The sequence below is a fragment of the Hymenobacter sp. BT559 genome, from assembly GCF_017571525.1.
GTDB classification, from domain to species: Bacteria; Bacteroidota; Bacteroidia; order Cytophagales; family Hymenobacteraceae; genus Hymenobacter; species Hymenobacter ginsengisoli.
Map to the genome: position 1 here is coordinate 12240 of NZ_JAGETY010000021.1, position 15346 is coordinate 27585.

Here is a 15346-nt window from a genome sequence, read left to right on the forward strand (position 1 = left end):
GGTAAATGTACTAAGGATGATGTTTCCGACCTCCACCGCTTTCGGACGCTCGTCACTTTCCATGAAGGTGATACCAGCTAGTAAAAAATCCCTCCGGAGGTTGGTAAAGCGTAACTTGCCGCTATGCTGGCCTTATCAACTCTATCCCCATCTCAGGCTGTAGCGGCCGATTCTACTCTTCGACGCCTGAAGCCGACGGCCGGGCAACTATCCGAATTTAGAAAGCGGCTCGCCGAGCTGTTGAAGCATCTGGACCCCACCCAGCGGGAGAAGCACGGGGAAAAACACATCACGGCCTTTCTAGAGCATGCTACCGGGCCGGGGCTGCATACCAATGCGTCCACCCGCTACGTCAATAGCAAGGGCAACCGGGACCTAGTGCTGCACTTCGGCGACTCGGCGGCATCGCCGGTGGGGGTTCTGGTAGAAGTGAAGGGCAACAAGAACACCGCTGAAATGCTGGCGCCCGGCGACCTCAACCGCAAGGCATTCCAGGAGCTGGTGTACTACTATTGCGAGGACGAAGCCATTGGGGAGGCCGCGGAGTTGAGCCGCCTCATCGTGACCACGGGGTTCGACTGGTACATCTTCGATGCGCGGGACTTTTACCGCCTGTTCGTGAAGGACAAAGCCTTTCACGGGTTGTTTGAGAAGTTTAAAAAGGGAGCCTTGCCGGGCACCACCACGGATTATTTCTACAAGAACGTCGCGGGCGAGCACCTTAAGAAGCTTGACGAAACCCTGCAGGCCGTACACGTCACCCTCGTTCCGGGGGCTGCCCTCGGCGACACGGAGCTGGCCCATCTCTGGCGCATCTTCGGGCCTGCCTACCTGCTGAAAGAATACCCCGACACCCGGCCCGACGCCAATACCCTGAACCAGGAGTTCTATAACGAGCTGCTGTACTTAATGGGCCTGAAAGAGCAGGAACAAGGCGGCGTGCGGAAGATTGGGCGCTGCCCGGAGCCAGAGCGCCAACCTGGCTCCCTGCTGGAAAACATCCTTTACCAGATGGACATTGGCCACGGCCTGAGCAGAGTGCCCACCGATACCCTGGCCGATTACGGGGACACGGCGGAAGTCCAACGCGAAGAAGTAGCGCTGGCGTTGTGCCTGATGTGGGTGAACCGCTTGCTGTTTCTCAAGCTGCTGGAAGGGCAATTGGTGCGTTACCACCCAGCGGAGCACGCCGGCGCGTTTCGGTTTCTGACCTACGCGCGGCTTCCCGACTTCGATGAGCTGCACGGGCTCTTCTTTGGCGTGCTGAACCGTCCACCCGCTCAGCGGCCCGCCGACGTGCGGGCGGCTTTCCGCGAGTTGCCTTACCTGAACTCGTCCCTGTTTCAGCCGGCCCCGCTGGAGGAGCAGGTGCTCTACATCCGCGAGTTGAATGACCGCGCCGGTCTCAAGCCCTTTTCGCATTCGGTATTGCGAAAAAAGGGCGCTACTGCACCCGCTGCCGCACCCAATGCGGCAGGGAGTTGGTTGGCCCTTCCGTATCTGCTAGGCTTCCTTGATGCCTTTGACTTTGGTTCCACCCTGGGCGAAGTGGGCAGCGGGGAAGAAAAGGGCGCCCCCTCGGCGAGCACCGCCGCGCCCGCCCGGCCCCTGCTGTCAGCGGCTGTTCTAGGCCTCGTCTTTGAGAAAATCAACGGCTACCGCGACGGCTCCTTTTACACCCCGGGCTTTGTGACCATGTATATGGCGCGGCACACCTTGCGCCGCGCGGTGGTGCGGCGGTTTACCCAGGGGCAAGGCGCCAGCAAATTCCCCGAGCTCAAGGGCTGCTCCACCTGGGAAGACCTGCGTGACAGCTTCGATAAAAAGCGCCGGGCGGAATACAGCCAATGGTTTAACGGCCTGACGGTCCTCGACCCTGCCGTGGGCTCTGGCCACTTCTTGGTAAGCGCGCTCAATGAGTTGCTGGCGCTGAAAGCAGACCTAAAGTTGCTGGTGCATGCCGATGGCCAGTACCTGGATTACACCCTGCGGGTAGAGCACGACGAGCTCATCGTGCTCGACAACGACACCGACGCCCTGGCTCTCTACCAGGTAGCGCACTACGACCCCGAGACGGGCCAGCGCAAAGTGGCCGACAAGTTTACCCGCCTGCAGGCCACGCTGTTCCATGAAAAGCGCGCGTTGATAGAGCATGCGCTGTTCGGCGTCGACCTAAACCCAAACAGCGTCCGCATTTGCCGGCTGCGCTTGTGGATAGAGCTGTTGAAGCACGCCTACTATCGGCCAGATTCTGGGTTTGCCGACTTAGAAACCCTGCCCAACTTGGATTTAAACGTGCGCACGGGAAACTCCCTTATCAGCCGACACGCGTTGCAAGCTCCGTTGGGGCAAGTCTTCCGCCGGTCGGGCATCACAGTAGCACGTTATCGTACCATGGTGCACGAATACTTTGGTGCCAGTGGGCAGGCTGCGCGCCAGCAATTAGACACGGCCTTGGCTGAACTAAAGGCTAATGTCAGTCGAAATATCAGTCAAGCAGACCCTTACGTCAAAAAATTACGGGACGCCGAACAGCAGTTACAAAGGCTAGAACTCGGGCGCACTGACCTTTTTATGATGCGAGTAAGCGACGAGATATACGCTTCTGAACATCTTAAACACACACAGCTGGTTGAACAACGCAGAAAAGAACTGGCAGAGCATCAACAAGGGCTGTTTTTTCAAAATGCATTTGAGTGGCGTTTTGAGTTTCCAGAAGTATTAGATGATGATGCTCAATTCCAAGGGTTTGACGTTGTGATGGGCAATCCACCATACATTCGCCAAGAAGCATTTATCAACAGTAAGCCCTTTTTCAAGCAGCGATTTTCCACCTTCGATAGTAAGGCAGACCTCTATGTCTACTTCATCGAATTGGGCTTAGACCTTTTAGCTCCAGGTGGCGAGATGTCCCTGCTAGCACCAAATAAGTGGCTTAGTTCCAGTTACGGTGTACCCTTACGTCGGTGGCTGCAGAGGGCACACGAAATAGTTGAGTTTGTTGATTTTGGCGACCTATATGTATTTCCTCAAACTAAAGCTTATCCCGCCATTCTGACTGTTCAGCGCAAAGAGCCTACAGTCGATAGTAGCTTTCGTGCTGCTGCAATCCCTAAGCTACCTCCGCCTTCTCTTGACTCGCTGGTAAACACACACGTCCATATCGTATCGCAGAATACTTTGAAAGCGGACGGGTGGACTATGGCCGATGTACCTGGCCAAGAGTTGTTGGATAAGCTTAAGCAGGCAGGTGCTCCTCTAAAGGAGTACCACGGCGGGAAAGTCTACTCTGGCATCAAAACCGGCTATAATGCTGCTTTTATAATTGATGCAGCTACCAGGGACCGGCTTATAGCACAGGACCCCCGTTCCAAAGAGGTAATTAAACCCTATCTGGTCGGCCGAGACATCAAACATTATTCACCGCTTAGCACAGGCAAATTTTTGGTGCTAATTCCTAGCGGCTGGACCCGACGCCAAATGGGATGGCAACAAGTCAAAAAAGGTGGTCAACTCATCCCGCCTGCTTCACCTGTATTCGATACGGCTTGGGAAGCTTTAACTTCTAATTATCCAGCTATTGCAGAACATTTGCTACCCTTTGAAAAAGCGGCTTCGGCACGTTCCGATATGGGGAACTACTGGTGGGAGTTGCGTTCTTGCGATTACTATGATGACTACGAACGACCAAAAATAATTTTTCCAGACATCGCTAGCAGAAATCAATTTACTATTGACAGAAATGGCTTCTATCTGGATATGACAGCCTTTTTCATTCCGCTCGAAGACAAATACTTACTCGGAATTCTCAATTCAAAAGTCGTTCAGTACTTTTTCTGCAACATCAGCCCTGTAATTCGAAGTGGCTTCTTGCGTTGGAAAAGGCAATACATAGAGCAAATTCCGATACCTGAGCCTACAACATCCCAAAAGGTTGAGTTAGCCCACCTAGTGGATGACATTCTTACCTCCCGGTCAAAAGATGACAAGGCAAAAACGGTAACCGCTGAAGAAGCCATTGATAAGTTGGTCTATCAGCTATATGGGCTTACAACAGAGGAATCCGAATTGGTGCGAGATAAAGTGACTGCATTTGCGGCTGCGCCCTATGCAAATTAGAACATGTCCCTTAGAACTTATGCTCTCTGGTTTCCAAGGCCATAGGTGAAATAGCATTAACAATTAGCGCTTAGTGAAAGCATACTTGAAATCCATTGTCTTCGTCATCAGCCCACTTCGAGGCCATTACCGACTTGGTGACGTGTTACAGATTTTCCCTTGTGACTATCCAAATGCGCCAAAGTCAGACCATGCCCAACGTTACCCATGTGTAATGGAATATGCGTTGGAAGTCCCGGAGCCAAACCCGTTTACGACGGATACCGACTTTAAAGTCTTTGCTCCTTGGAAGGAACGCCAGCTCGACCGTGCTAATAGCTTGCGCCGGTTGCTTTCCGCGATTACCAACCATCACTTCTTTCTTCAAGACGAAGTGCTAAAATCCGGGGTATGGGGAATACCTAAAGACGCGGACCCAGATTCTGATAGAGATGAGGCTTTCCGTAGCATTTGGGTAGAAGAACTTTACATGTGGCCAGAGATTGGAGAAGATATGTATAGCGTGCAGGAAGCCGGTTTTTCGCAGCAAAGGCATGTGGATGCTCCCATTGTACCTGCTATCGACACCGTGGGGAATTACCAATACTATTTAGATGGCTCTCCCAAGTCCTACCCCAATGAAGTTGTATTCCCGGACTGTGCCGCTGCCGTGTTGGAAGCTTATGAGGCATTGGATGAAAAGACCCAACGCACAATTGACGCCATCACGCAGCTGATTGACAACGGCCTGGCCTTGGTTGGAAGAATGAAGAGTTTGTCCTTCCTGTCATTTGTTTCGGCTATTGAAGCATTGGTTGCTTTAGATAACACCGAAGACCCCGAGAAGTGTGAGTCGTGTGGTCAGCCGAAGTACCGCGTGACAAACAAGTTCATTAACTTCCTAGACACCTATGTTGACGGTGGCCGAAAAATTGGAAAGAACCGGCGCATATTCAGCGACATCTACAAGCGCCGTTCTGAGATTGCGCACACCGGGGCCCTACTACTTGGGGATGCGCACGAGCACTGGGAAGCCAAGGAAATGCGGGAGAAGCAATTCCGGCTTCATAAAATGGCCATGCAATTTTCTCGTCTGAGCTTAGTAAACTGGCTTCTGACTCGCGGCGCCATTCCTTCAGCTTAGTCAGGCCCTGCTTCTCATTTCTTCACATACATCCATACGCTTAGCATACGTGACGTGCTTCTTCAAGGCATGTGCCGCAACCTAGCTTTAGTCTCTCCTGGGTTCACCCCTGCAGGCCTTGAATAAACACCCACGCATTATGAACTACAAACTTGGACCACAGAAGCAATACACGTTGTCGGAACGTGCATTGAATCACATTATTTCAGGAGATATCGCTGACCGGCAAGACAAAGACCTCACGGGAAAAACTGTCTTGACAAAAATTATAGCAGGCGGCTTGCATACCTTTTCAGCTTGGGAGGCTTATCGCCATCTCCGGCCAGCCATTCCACACGGCCTGTTAATTGACGTAAATCACCCTACTACTTGGTACTACGCCCGAGAGCTACAGAACGGGGTAATTTTGTTAAAAATACCCCGAGAATGCTTTCAAGGGAAAGCCGCACAAATCACGGTTTTCCCAGAAACCTATTACAAGTCAGGGTACTTGTGGAAAACGCTGTTTCCTAAATCATACGATACCGCTGCTATTATTGCTTGTATCGATGAGGCACTGCATACTATTGATGCAACAGAATCCAAGGAGGGGTTAATGATAGGGTATACTAACCCTACCGATATGTTTAAAGCCTTGAAAGTGCGAATTCAGCTCAGAGGCACCGAAATACAGTCAGCATTTCCAACCTGGGACCAGCCAATGACGGGCAATAACGGCAAACCCTTTTCGCACATTGATGCCATAAACACCATCATATCAGGGTCAAGTCTTTTTTCCGGTAATGACGAATCCAAATACTTAGCTGGGACAATCCGCAAATGGACAGCGGACTCGTTGAATGCTTTACATGTGGCTACCCCACAAATAATTTTCACTCGGAAACCTCCAAAAAAGGATGCTTCCAGAAAACAGCAGCTAGTAACTTGGCGAGCAACTCTTGCCACTCACGGGCAGAAAATAAGCGATGCGGAGGCAAACCATTTATTTTCTCTACTGATTTCAGATGAGTACATAAGAAATATATTTGACTTTAGTAGGTTCTTATATGCCACTAATTACAAATCGATAAAGAACAATCTTAAGCTTAGAAATACCGCTTCTTTGTTCGAGAATTTCAAGGACTCTCTTCTAATCCTGAGCTCATGGGATAAGAAAAATGGCCAAAGCCTTGCCTTCCAAGTCATACGCGTGTTGCTAAAGACCAGATTTATTAGAACAGGTGGTTTAGACCAATGGGAGGTAAAAAGGCTTTCTGCCTTGGTGGCAGAAATTACGCTGGCCTATGAAAATCCAGCATATTCCCTTGAGTTTTTACAGTTACTCAGTGTTTCACCGCTTAGAGTTGGGTTCTATGTGGAATTCAACTTAAATCCCTTTTTTATCACACGTCCTGAAGTAATTGGGCTTACGGGAAATCAGCCGGTTCCATTGACAGAAAAGCACTTTTACACGTTTACTGCACAGAATTTAGGAATAAATTATACGGCGAATTTTTCGGATGATTTTAACCTTGGACTAGCCAAAGAGCTACAAACCCACGACCATCCATATGGCTTGGCCATTGTCAAAGATTCACTAGCTTATGCTGTTGGCTCGGATTTCCAGTACTTTTCGGGCATCCTGTTGGAAATAGCAAAATCCATATCGATTACCGTTAGTGCAATTGATGTAATCGACAAAATCGTGTACGATTACCACCGCTGTACTGCGGCCAGCGTTCTGCGTATCATAGCTAAGTATAAGGACTTATTTAGCCAAGATTTGGATTTCGGCGACAAGGATTTTATCAAATTCACCAAAGCCAAGCACGAGCATCAGTTTCTCTGGTTTCTAAATAAAACCCTTATCGATGGCTTAGCCGGTCTATTTCGCACTTATGGTTTTGTAACGCAGGCAGAAAAGATGGAAAGTAATTATTCGTCGCTTTCCAAGGAGGTCCTGAAAATTCCGATGCCTAAGGCAGTGCCCATTTACTTGAGTGGAGAAGAAGAATCCGGCATCGTCAGCTTTGACCAATAGTTCTAGTTATCTTTTTCTGCGATTCTACAATACTGTTCAGAGTGCGACTTTAAGACCAAACCTTTAATCAAGGCAGTATATGATATACGGCGACCAAAAGGACAGTGATATTCTGCGTCGGCACATCGACCAACTGGTTGCCAACATTGATGCTGTAGGTTCACGCTTTACAACTGTGAACCTTACCCAGCACACCTACCTGGATTTGCTGCGCCGCATCCGGTGCACGCTGCTGGGTGTTTCATTGCAGTTGGGGCAGTGGCCAGATGTGGCCGAGTTGAAGCTACCTATTTCCCTATTGTTCCGCTCTGTAGTCACGGACGTCTTAACAGGTCTGTACCTAGCCACATTCGACACCGATGATGAAGCCTTTAAAAACGAGTTGATGATGCTCGACTTGAGCTTCGTCGGATACGTGAAAACAATCTTCGAGCATACCGGCTTAGAAATGCCTGATGCTTCAGAAGCTGAAGTAGCCCAAGAAATTCAAGCTCGGCTGGATGACTTATATGCCAAGGCAGAGCATTTGTTGGTAGCACCTGGCAACACGCAATTAAAGAAGTCTGGGCAAATAAGGGCCACCAGTGACCCGATGCTTTTCAAGGCAGGGCTTCCTGCAGCAAAGCTTGGTAGTCTGTCCGAACGGGAGATGTTTGAGCAAATCAAAGCTCATCCGGCCACGGTTCATCTGGCCAGGGTCTATATTCTGCAACGGCACTTATCCCAAAGCCATCACTATGCACCTGCGAATCGCGGTTTTATTCAGTTGCCACCGGACATTGAATGCAAGCATTGGTTTGAAGCCATGGTTTATGCTAACGAAGTAACCGGTCTTCTATCAAATCTGCTCAAGATGCCGGCCGAGGTAATGCAGCCTTTCCGGGATTCTCAAGCCTCCTTGCTGGCCCACTTAAGTTCTGGTATGCCCGACTAAAGTGCAAGGCACTTTAGGTATCATAACGTTTAATTATGATACCTAAAGTATCTTGCCGCCATGAGCACCGAAATCACCCGAATTCCCGACGAACCGCAGGCCCTGGGGTCGCAGTTGTCCACGGCCGCGGCCAACGTGGCCCGCTACATCAAGGCCGGCCTGGAGGGCGCCGACAACACGGTGCTCGCGTATTCGGCCGACCTGAAAAGCTTCGGGGATTTCTGCCAGCTCCACGGCCTGAACCCGCTGCCGGCCGACGTGGCCACCGTCGCCCGGTACGTGGCCGACCTGGCCGACATCCCGCGCAAGCTCTCCACCATCCGGCGGCACTTGGCCGCCATCCACAAGCACCACCAACTGCGCGGCTACCCGTCGCCGGTGCGGGCCGAGGAACTGGCCCTGGTCATGGAGGGCATCACCCGCACGCTGGGCAAGCGGCAGAAACAGGCCCCGGCGTTTACAGTCGAGGAGCTCAAGGAAAGTATCCGGCGGCTGGACGTCACGACCACGGCGGGCCTGCGCGACCGGGCCTTGCTACTGCTGGGCTTCGCCGGGGCCTTTCGCCGCTCCGAGCTCGTGGCCCTGGACGTGGAGCATTTGGAGTTTACGGAACGGGCACTCATTGTGCACCTGGCCAAAAGCAAAACCAACCAAGCTGGGGAGGTCGAAGACAAAGCCGTCTTCTACGCCGCGACGGCGGCCTTTTGCCCGGTGCGCTGCACCCGGGCCTGGCTGCAGCAACTGGGACGCGACACCGGTCCGTTGTTCGTATCGCTGAAGCGCGGTAAGGTGAAAGGACAAGCCATGCCCACCTTGAAGCGGCTCTCGCCTCTGCGAGTGAATGAGTTGGTGCAGCTGCACCTGAACCACGACGAGGAGGGCCACAAGATTCCCGAGAAGAACTACTCGGCCCACTCGCTGCGCGTCTCCTTTATTACGATATCCGTGCTTCGCGGCCAGTCTAACCGGTTCATCAAGAATCAAACGAAGCAGAAGACGGATGCCATGATTGACCGCTACTCACGCTTAGATGATGTGGTAAGCTTCAATGCTGCTCAGAACTTAGGGTTGTAGCAGAGGTGTGGGTAAGTAAGCTCTCAACACTGGTTTTGACTTTTTCAACTACAGTATCCAAAGTACCTGTTGAGCTTACAACTACATCGGCAATGCTTGGTAGCAATTCCAACACCTGCTCTTCAGTGGGGTGATTGTTCATTCGTATTCGCTCGCTTTCTTCAACTACACCTTCGCGGGAAGTGACTCTGGCTTCTCGCATCGGTTCATCCAGTGCAAGATGTATGTGAATCAACTGCTGTGGGATTACGAGGCGTTTGATGATGGTCAATACATCCACATGTCTTATTCCATCAACTACAAGTCCGTGTTGCCAATCTGGCGCTTGTGAAAGCACGGCTTGACAGAAACCCTCTGCATCAGCCTTTAACAACTTCTGACCTAAATCTTGAAGGTTCTGTCGACTCGACTCTAAGTGCTTTGCAACCGCCTGTTTGCGCACATAATCACCAAAGCTCACCCATGGCAGATTCAGAGCGTCTGCTGCGGCCGCCGATACGGACGATTTCCCACTTCCAATTTTTCCAGAGAAGGCAAGTACCATAGGTGCTAAGTGTAAGTGTAGACCGGTAAGGTACTACAACGCTAACCACCCACGACGGTCGCTTTTAATGAATGGGATAGATGGCTCCACAACACGAACGTGCCGAACCTTCATGAGAGTAGCATAATTGGCTTTCTTCTTTTCCTCCCAAAAGGCAGGACTCTGAATGCAGAGCGCTTTTGCATGTTGGGACTTCAACGTATCCCATTCGGCTGCATCAAGGGTGTAAGACCAAGCATGTGTTATTTGACATAGACCCACAATTGGGCCTCCAGACCGCTTAAGAAGTAAAAGGTCGCCGTTCTGCACCTTACAGTAAGGAGCCGTACGATTAATGGAAAAACGAGATTCTAACGTCTTTTTACCATCAATGATTAGCTGTAGATAAGGCTCTATGAAGACACCTAGATGAATTGTATTCGACTTACTTACCTTAAAATTTGCTAGCAGAGGCTTCCAATAGGCATCGTTAACCATGGCCTGTTGTAAGGCTTCTAACAGAACTGGCACACAAGCCTTGCTGTCTTGTGCTGAATAAAAGATGGTGGGTGGGAAGTCGTTTTTAGTTGGTTGCTTCATTGTGTGAGTTCGTCCAGCAAAGCTATCAAGTCTGCCTGTTCTTTATGATGTATCAAGCCTTGGGAAACCAAAGTGCTCACAATTTGAGGGATACTGTGGTTGGCTTCTAACTGCCTAAAGCATTCGTGTAACACGCAAATACCGGTCACAGTGTAAGCGTAGTTATCTGAACTCCAGACATCTATATCTTTCCGAAATGGAGACCGACGGGATACTTGAGTTAAAATGGTGCCACTGGGGTCTGCTGCACGGTAGCTAAAAGGGGTCATATCAACAGGATTACCCGGCTTCACCTTAATGCGCTTCCTTCCAACTCGGTATTCTACCCAGATAGGCTCATCAATTGTCACGGGCTCGACTAAGCCTTCATTGCTTTCCTGCTGCTTTTCAAATACCCAAAGGTCCCCTCGCCTCCAGTTTTGACAATACAAGCCGTAAGCATTTAGCGATTGCTGTTCAAAGCCTGGCGTTTCGTAAGACACTGAGCCCGCGACTTGGTTGACTAAGACCATTCCCACTGCTGCTGCCTCCTCTAACAAGACCATCCTTTCAGCCTTTGCTCCGGGCCGCGTAAGCTCAGGAAGAACACTCAAGTACATTATTCCCCCTACTCTTAGTAATTCAGCCGTTCGCCGCAGAAAGGCCTGATAGTAGTCAAGATACCAAGGTGGGTCGGCGAGCACTACGCTGTAACTGTTACTATAGGCGGGCAGCGGCAATGCCAAGTCACATTCTACTAACCCTGCGGTATAGCCTGCGCTTCGCAAGTCGTCTAGTATGGCCTTGCTCTTGTTGAATAGTGTTACATCTGCCCCTAGCTCGATAAGAGGAGGAAATACTGTTTTAGTACCAAACAGAGCAATTTTCCCTCCTTTGGCTTCCGCCATCAGTCTATCTGTAAGATTGAGCACAGTGGCTGAATCAAACCGCCAATCGTAATCAGCTGGATGCGGGTCAGCGAATAGCGAAGGTGGTACAGCTAGTTCTGATTCACTTTTGCTGAGAGTATTTGCCCGGTACGCCCAATGGTCTTCTTGGTAAGATATACCTAGACTATTCAAGGTGGCAAGTACATCAACTGGGTAAGCCCCGGCAGACTGCACAATGATTTGATGTAGTGTTTTTTCAGTCGGTCGACCGTCTATATGGTTTTCAACGGCTGCTCTAACTGCCTTTCCTAAGGACTTGGTGTACTCACTGTCCGTATTGAATAGTTGTATATGCATGTCTTACTGGTATTTGATACGCATGCCTAAGTCATGGCTATAAATTCGCTCCGCACGCGTTTTATCGGAGAATCGTCGCATTAATTCAGAATTCCACGCTGCGGCAGCTTCTTGCTGAATTAGAAGCGACCGGTGGTGTTCATCACTCATCCTAGAAGCCGTAGGAGTAAATTCGAGAATAGGGAGTGGTACAGTACGCAATGGGAACAAGGGATGCACCTCCTCTTGCAGACGATTGACAAAGTCGGCTACCTTTTGTGGAATGCCCTCGTCGCTATTCGCTGTAAGCGTGACATAGGCATACATATCCAACCCCGTGTCTACCAAACGCCGCATGACTTTGAACTGCTTATCAAAAAGCGAAGGCTCAGCGCGTGTATTGAAGGCAAATGAGTCCGCATCAAAGCCTTTAAAACACCCTACACGTCCGTAAGTGGGGTAAGTGACCAGCCGTTGTAATTCGTCTACAGTTAAACATTCCCATAAAAATTCATTGCTCAGATTGTCATCTGACCATAGGTAAACTTTGTGCTCAAGTCCCCTGCGCTTTAACGCATCCATCATCCACAATACCCACTCGGGGACTAAGTCAGGTTGCCCCCCTGATAAGTCGATTATAGGGCACTGAGTTGACTCCGCTAGGAATAAGTCCAGTAAGTCATCAGCGGAGAGGAACTTTGACCGTTTTGGGTTACCGTCAAGTAGATTGTAATCCACGAAGCAGTACCAACACCGCCAACTACAAACCGCGTTCTGGAACACTTGGGCTTGCATCATTGACTGAGCAGGTAAGCCCAATGCTCGGCTGGCCGGGTCCAATGGCAAAGGATTGGAGTTAAATCCCGGCGCTGCAGCAGTGCGGCGAAAATGATGAATCCGCCCTACTCCCTGGCAATTATATGAGAGAGTAATATCTTGGCTCTGCTTGCTAGAAGCGAATTCCGTAATAAGAATTTGCTGCGCTTCCTTATTTAACCCTTTGGTTCGATAGTGGACCGAACGCTCTTCAGTATCGATGTATGAACCCATGAGAGAAGCTAGGAAGGCAAAGACAAGGTTAATTGTGGCGAAGAATCAGGAAGGTCAGGCAAACGAGTCTCGATATACTTCATCACCAACTGTTGTAAGTAATGCTCTTCAGCTGGCTCTAAATCCCGGTCATAGGGTATGCCATGCCAATACTTGATACACTTGCGACAACAGGTGGCCGTTGCATGCTGGGCATAGAAGATGATATTCTGTTCATCTACTGGGGTTTGAGTTCCATCTCGAAAACGCGTGGACCCAGCCTCAAAGACCGAATTTTTAAGGCGTTTAACTACCTCTTTCTGTAGCCTATTCTTCCCCTTGTTGAATAACAAGCGTTTATACTTGTCCTCAAGGGGCATCTGCCAGAAATGCTGACGGATGAGTTCATTTCGCATTTGTGCGAACAATGTATCTGCTTGTGTGATATCCCGATTGTGCGCTTGCTGCCAATCAATCATTTCTTCTTTACAAGCATGGCAAGCTCCACCAGTCAGGGTTTTGGGGTTCGCCCGTTTGGGACGAAAACAATGCAATCCTTCCTCACACTTAGTGTTGGTGCATTTAACCTCTGGGAGCGGCTCCCCAAAACCTAGACTTTCCATGGCGGATGCTGTTTTGATTAATTCAGGGCATTCATTAATAATTCACGTTCGATTTCTGGCAACTGGTCAAACCTAGCGTGTTGAAGCACTTCATCACGAGCTGCTTCCCAATGGTTATTCCCGGTTGTTTGGAGGTTAGTTGCTGTACCCCACCAGTTCACTTTTTTCTCAGCCATTAATCTAAAGGCAAGGTAATTAGCTAAAAATCCAGCGTCTAGTCCCTCTGATGCTGCTAGCTTTTGCACCTTGCTTTTCAGCAATGACACTTCACCTCCCGCCTCTTGAATTGCTCTTACTGCAAGCTCATTGGCTCGGTCAGCTAACATGACCTGTCCAGCGAATACGTTGGCGTCGATTTCGTCCTTAGAGCCAATCATGTCTCGCGTGAAGTCATCATCTGTTTCAATTATATCTAGTGTTGGCTGGTCAGGATTCTGAGCTGCGTGCCTAAGTTCATGAAGCAAGTCAAATAACCACCTAGTAGAATAGGCCGTCTTCTGTTTCAACACGATGACATTCCAGCCATCCACACGCCAGCACGCGCCATGGAAATGACTAGTGTCATTAAGAGGAAGCACTGGTATGCCTAGTTGCCAAGCGTAACGCAACCCTGTCTCAAATGTCAATTCGCCGTAGCGTTCTAAAATCTCCCTGCGGAAGTCGGCTGTTGACTTTGGTATCGGGCGGCGCTCCAAATGACGGCAAGCATCAAGTAGGGTTAATGCCATCATCTGAGCATAGATGGTGTAGGGAGCAATTTTTTGCAGTTTCGCATTACTTGCTTTCTTGAAGCGAGCTTGGTAAACGGCGCCCATGTCTAGCGTCAACTGCTGATTTCCCAACAACTGAGCTGGGTCCACTTTCAGCATTCTACTGATGATTGAGGCCGCCTGCAGGACAACTTGGCGTATTGCTTCTTCTCCTTCCAAAATTGGGCTAGTTAGGTAAGCAGCAATTTTTTTGGGGACCAATTTCTGAAGTACAAACTCCTTTTTGAAGCCTAGTCGAGCAAGGTTATTGAACAAGTTGGAGCGCGATACAACTCCTTCTGATACAAATAGCTCTTCACGAACGCTGAGTCCTAGTGCTTGTATGACCTCTTTGAGACGTGTGAAGCTTGCTCCTGCGTATTCGGTATCCTCGTAACGCTGTACTTGCTGCTCTCTCATGTTGAGAATATCAGCTAAATCTTTCTGCGTCATGCCAGAAGCTATGCGAGCTCGAATTAACGCAACTGGCAAGGCTTCAAAAGACTCTACTTTAAGTGACTTTACTTGTCCTTGCTTTAGCGCCTCATACTCTTCTAACTGTTGACACAGTTCTTCATGCTGGCTTTTCATTGCCGCTTCGTACAGCTTTTTTCGCAGAGGGGAGAAGTCAGCGTCTTGGGTATTGGCAAAGTCTGCGGCAGCAGCAGCAAACTTATTTGCCTGAGCTCGGGTGAGCTTGTATTGCTGTTCGTTCTTAATCATGATTTCCGGTTCCTAAAGCTGTAGTCCAATGATTCCCTTGGCACCCCCCGTATTTTTATCCAGCTGGAAAAAATCTAGGTAAAGTGTAGCCGGCGGCGCAGCAACGAAGCTGCATGGGAAGAACTCCCCTAAGTACCTCGCCTTTTGAGCAGCTCTTCCTTGCTCAAACTCGAAGAGCAGCGGAGCAAGGGAATGGAGCTTTTCTAAATCAACGGGTGTATCGTCCCAGCATACGTCAAAGTCGCCTGGAACTTCTTTAGCAGTACAGAAGCTGCCATCGATGTAGATGAGCTTACAGCCTGCCTGTTTCAACGCCCCTAGTCCGTCCATCAAACCGAACAAGAGGTTGGCCCGATGCGGTGTGTGACCAAATCTGTCCCGTATCTCACTCCAGGTAGCCCAATGGATGCCAGGTGGCAACAGCCCGGCTTCTGTAAATGGCGGTAGATTTGAATTCATAATCAACACAACGATTTTGTTGTGTCAAAGTTACAAAACGTTTGTGATATTTCAACTCGCTTCTGTTTTTATCAATGATGTGGTGAGTTAGATGGCGATAAAACCAGGGCCACAAGCCACCATGCTAACAACTTGCTTTCTTTAAAACTAATTTTATTAGCCATA

The 15346-nt window shown here is 49.7% G+C and carries 12 protein-coding genes; 5 read left to right on the top strand and 7 right to left on the bottom strand.

Annotation, left to right across the window (positions count from 1 at the left end; all coding sequences use genetic code 11):
- Positions 1 to 123 precede the first annotated feature (123 nt).
- The 5 genes from J4D99_RS20675 (at position 124) to J4D99_RS20695 (ending at position 9270) form a co-directional block, all read left to right on the top strand.
- A complete protein-coding gene (locus J4D99_RS20675; RefSeq protein ID WP_208133652.1) occupies positions 124 to 4119 on the top strand; it encodes a type IIG restriction enzyme/methyltransferase in 3996 nt (1331 codons plus the stop codon).
- 85 nt (positions 4120 to 4204) lie between these two features.
- Positions 4205 to 5242 (top strand): HEPN domain-containing protein, encoded by a 1038-nt coding sequence (locus tag J4D99_RS20680; protein WP_208133653.1) that lies wholly within the window; start codon positions 4205 to 4207, stop codon positions 5240 to 5242.
- A gap of 139 nt (positions 5243 to 5381) precedes the next feature.
- Positions 5382 to 7262, top strand: coding sequence for a hypothetical protein (locus J4D99_RS20685; RefSeq protein WP_208133654.1), 1881 nt, complete (start codon positions 5382 to 5384; stop codon positions 7260 to 7262).
- A 79-nt stretch (positions 7263 to 7341) separates the two neighbouring features.
- Positions 7342 to 8196: a hypothetical protein gene (locus tag J4D99_RS20690; RefSeq protein WP_208133655.1), complete on the top strand. Its 855-nt coding sequence runs from the start codon at positions 7342 to 7344 to the stop codon at positions 8194 to 8196.
- Between the two features lie 60 nt (positions 8197 to 8256).
- Positions 8257 to 9270: a tyrosine-type recombinase/integrase gene (locus J4D99_RS20695; RefSeq protein WP_208133656.1), complete on the top strand. Its 1014-nt coding sequence runs from the start codon at positions 8257 to 8259 to the stop codon at positions 9268 to 9270.
- Here J4D99_RS20695 and J4D99_RS20700 read toward each other — a convergent pair.
- From J4D99_RS20700 to J4D99_RS20730, 7 genes are read right to left on the bottom strand one after another with little or no spacing between them, the layout of a single operon-like run.
- Positions 9242 to 9814 carry an AAA family ATPase gene (locus tag J4D99_RS20700; RefSeq protein ID WP_208133657.1) on the bottom strand — a complete coding sequence of 191 codons (573 nt, stop codon included), beginning with the start codon at positions 9812 to 9814 and terminating at the stop codon, positions 9242 to 9244. The genes J4D99_RS20695 and J4D99_RS20700 overlap by 29 nt on opposite strands.
- 33 nt (positions 9815 to 9847) lie before the next feature.
- Positions 9848 to 10393: an ASCH domain-containing protein gene (locus J4D99_RS20705; protein ID WP_208133658.1), complete on the bottom strand. Its 546-nt coding sequence runs from the start codon at positions 10391 to 10393 to the stop codon at positions 9848 to 9850.
- Complete coding sequence (locus tag J4D99_RS20710) at positions 10390 to 11619, bottom strand: class I SAM-dependent methyltransferase (protein ID WP_208133659.1); 1230 nt, start codon at positions 11617 to 11619, stop codon at positions 10390 to 10392. Before J4D99_RS20710 ends, J4D99_RS20705 begins: the two co-directional genes overlap by 4 nt.
- 3 nt (positions 11620 to 11622) lie before the next feature.
- Positions 11623 to 12648, bottom strand: a complete 1026-nt coding sequence (locus J4D99_RS20715; RefSeq protein WP_208133660.1) for a hypothetical protein — start codon at positions 12646 to 12648, stop codon at positions 11623 to 11625.
- Positions 12649 to 12656: 8 nt separating this feature from the next.
- Complete coding sequence (locus tag J4D99_RS20720; RefSeq protein WP_208133661.1) at positions 12657 to 13250, bottom strand: DUF4186 family protein; 594 nt, start codon at positions 13248 to 13250, stop codon at positions 12657 to 12659.
- Between the two features lie 17 nt (positions 13251 to 13267).
- Positions 13268 to 14722, bottom strand: a complete 1455-nt coding sequence (locus J4D99_RS20725; protein ID WP_208133662.1) for a helix-turn-helix transcriptional regulator — start codon at positions 14720 to 14722, stop codon at positions 13268 to 13270.
- A 12-nt stretch (positions 14723 to 14734) separates the two neighbouring features.
- Positions 14735 to 15181 (bottom strand): DUF6932 family protein, encoded by a 447-nt coding sequence (locus J4D99_RS20730; protein WP_208133663.1) that lies wholly within the window; start codon positions 15179 to 15181, stop codon positions 14735 to 14737.
- Positions 15182 to 15346 lie beyond the last annotated feature (165 nt).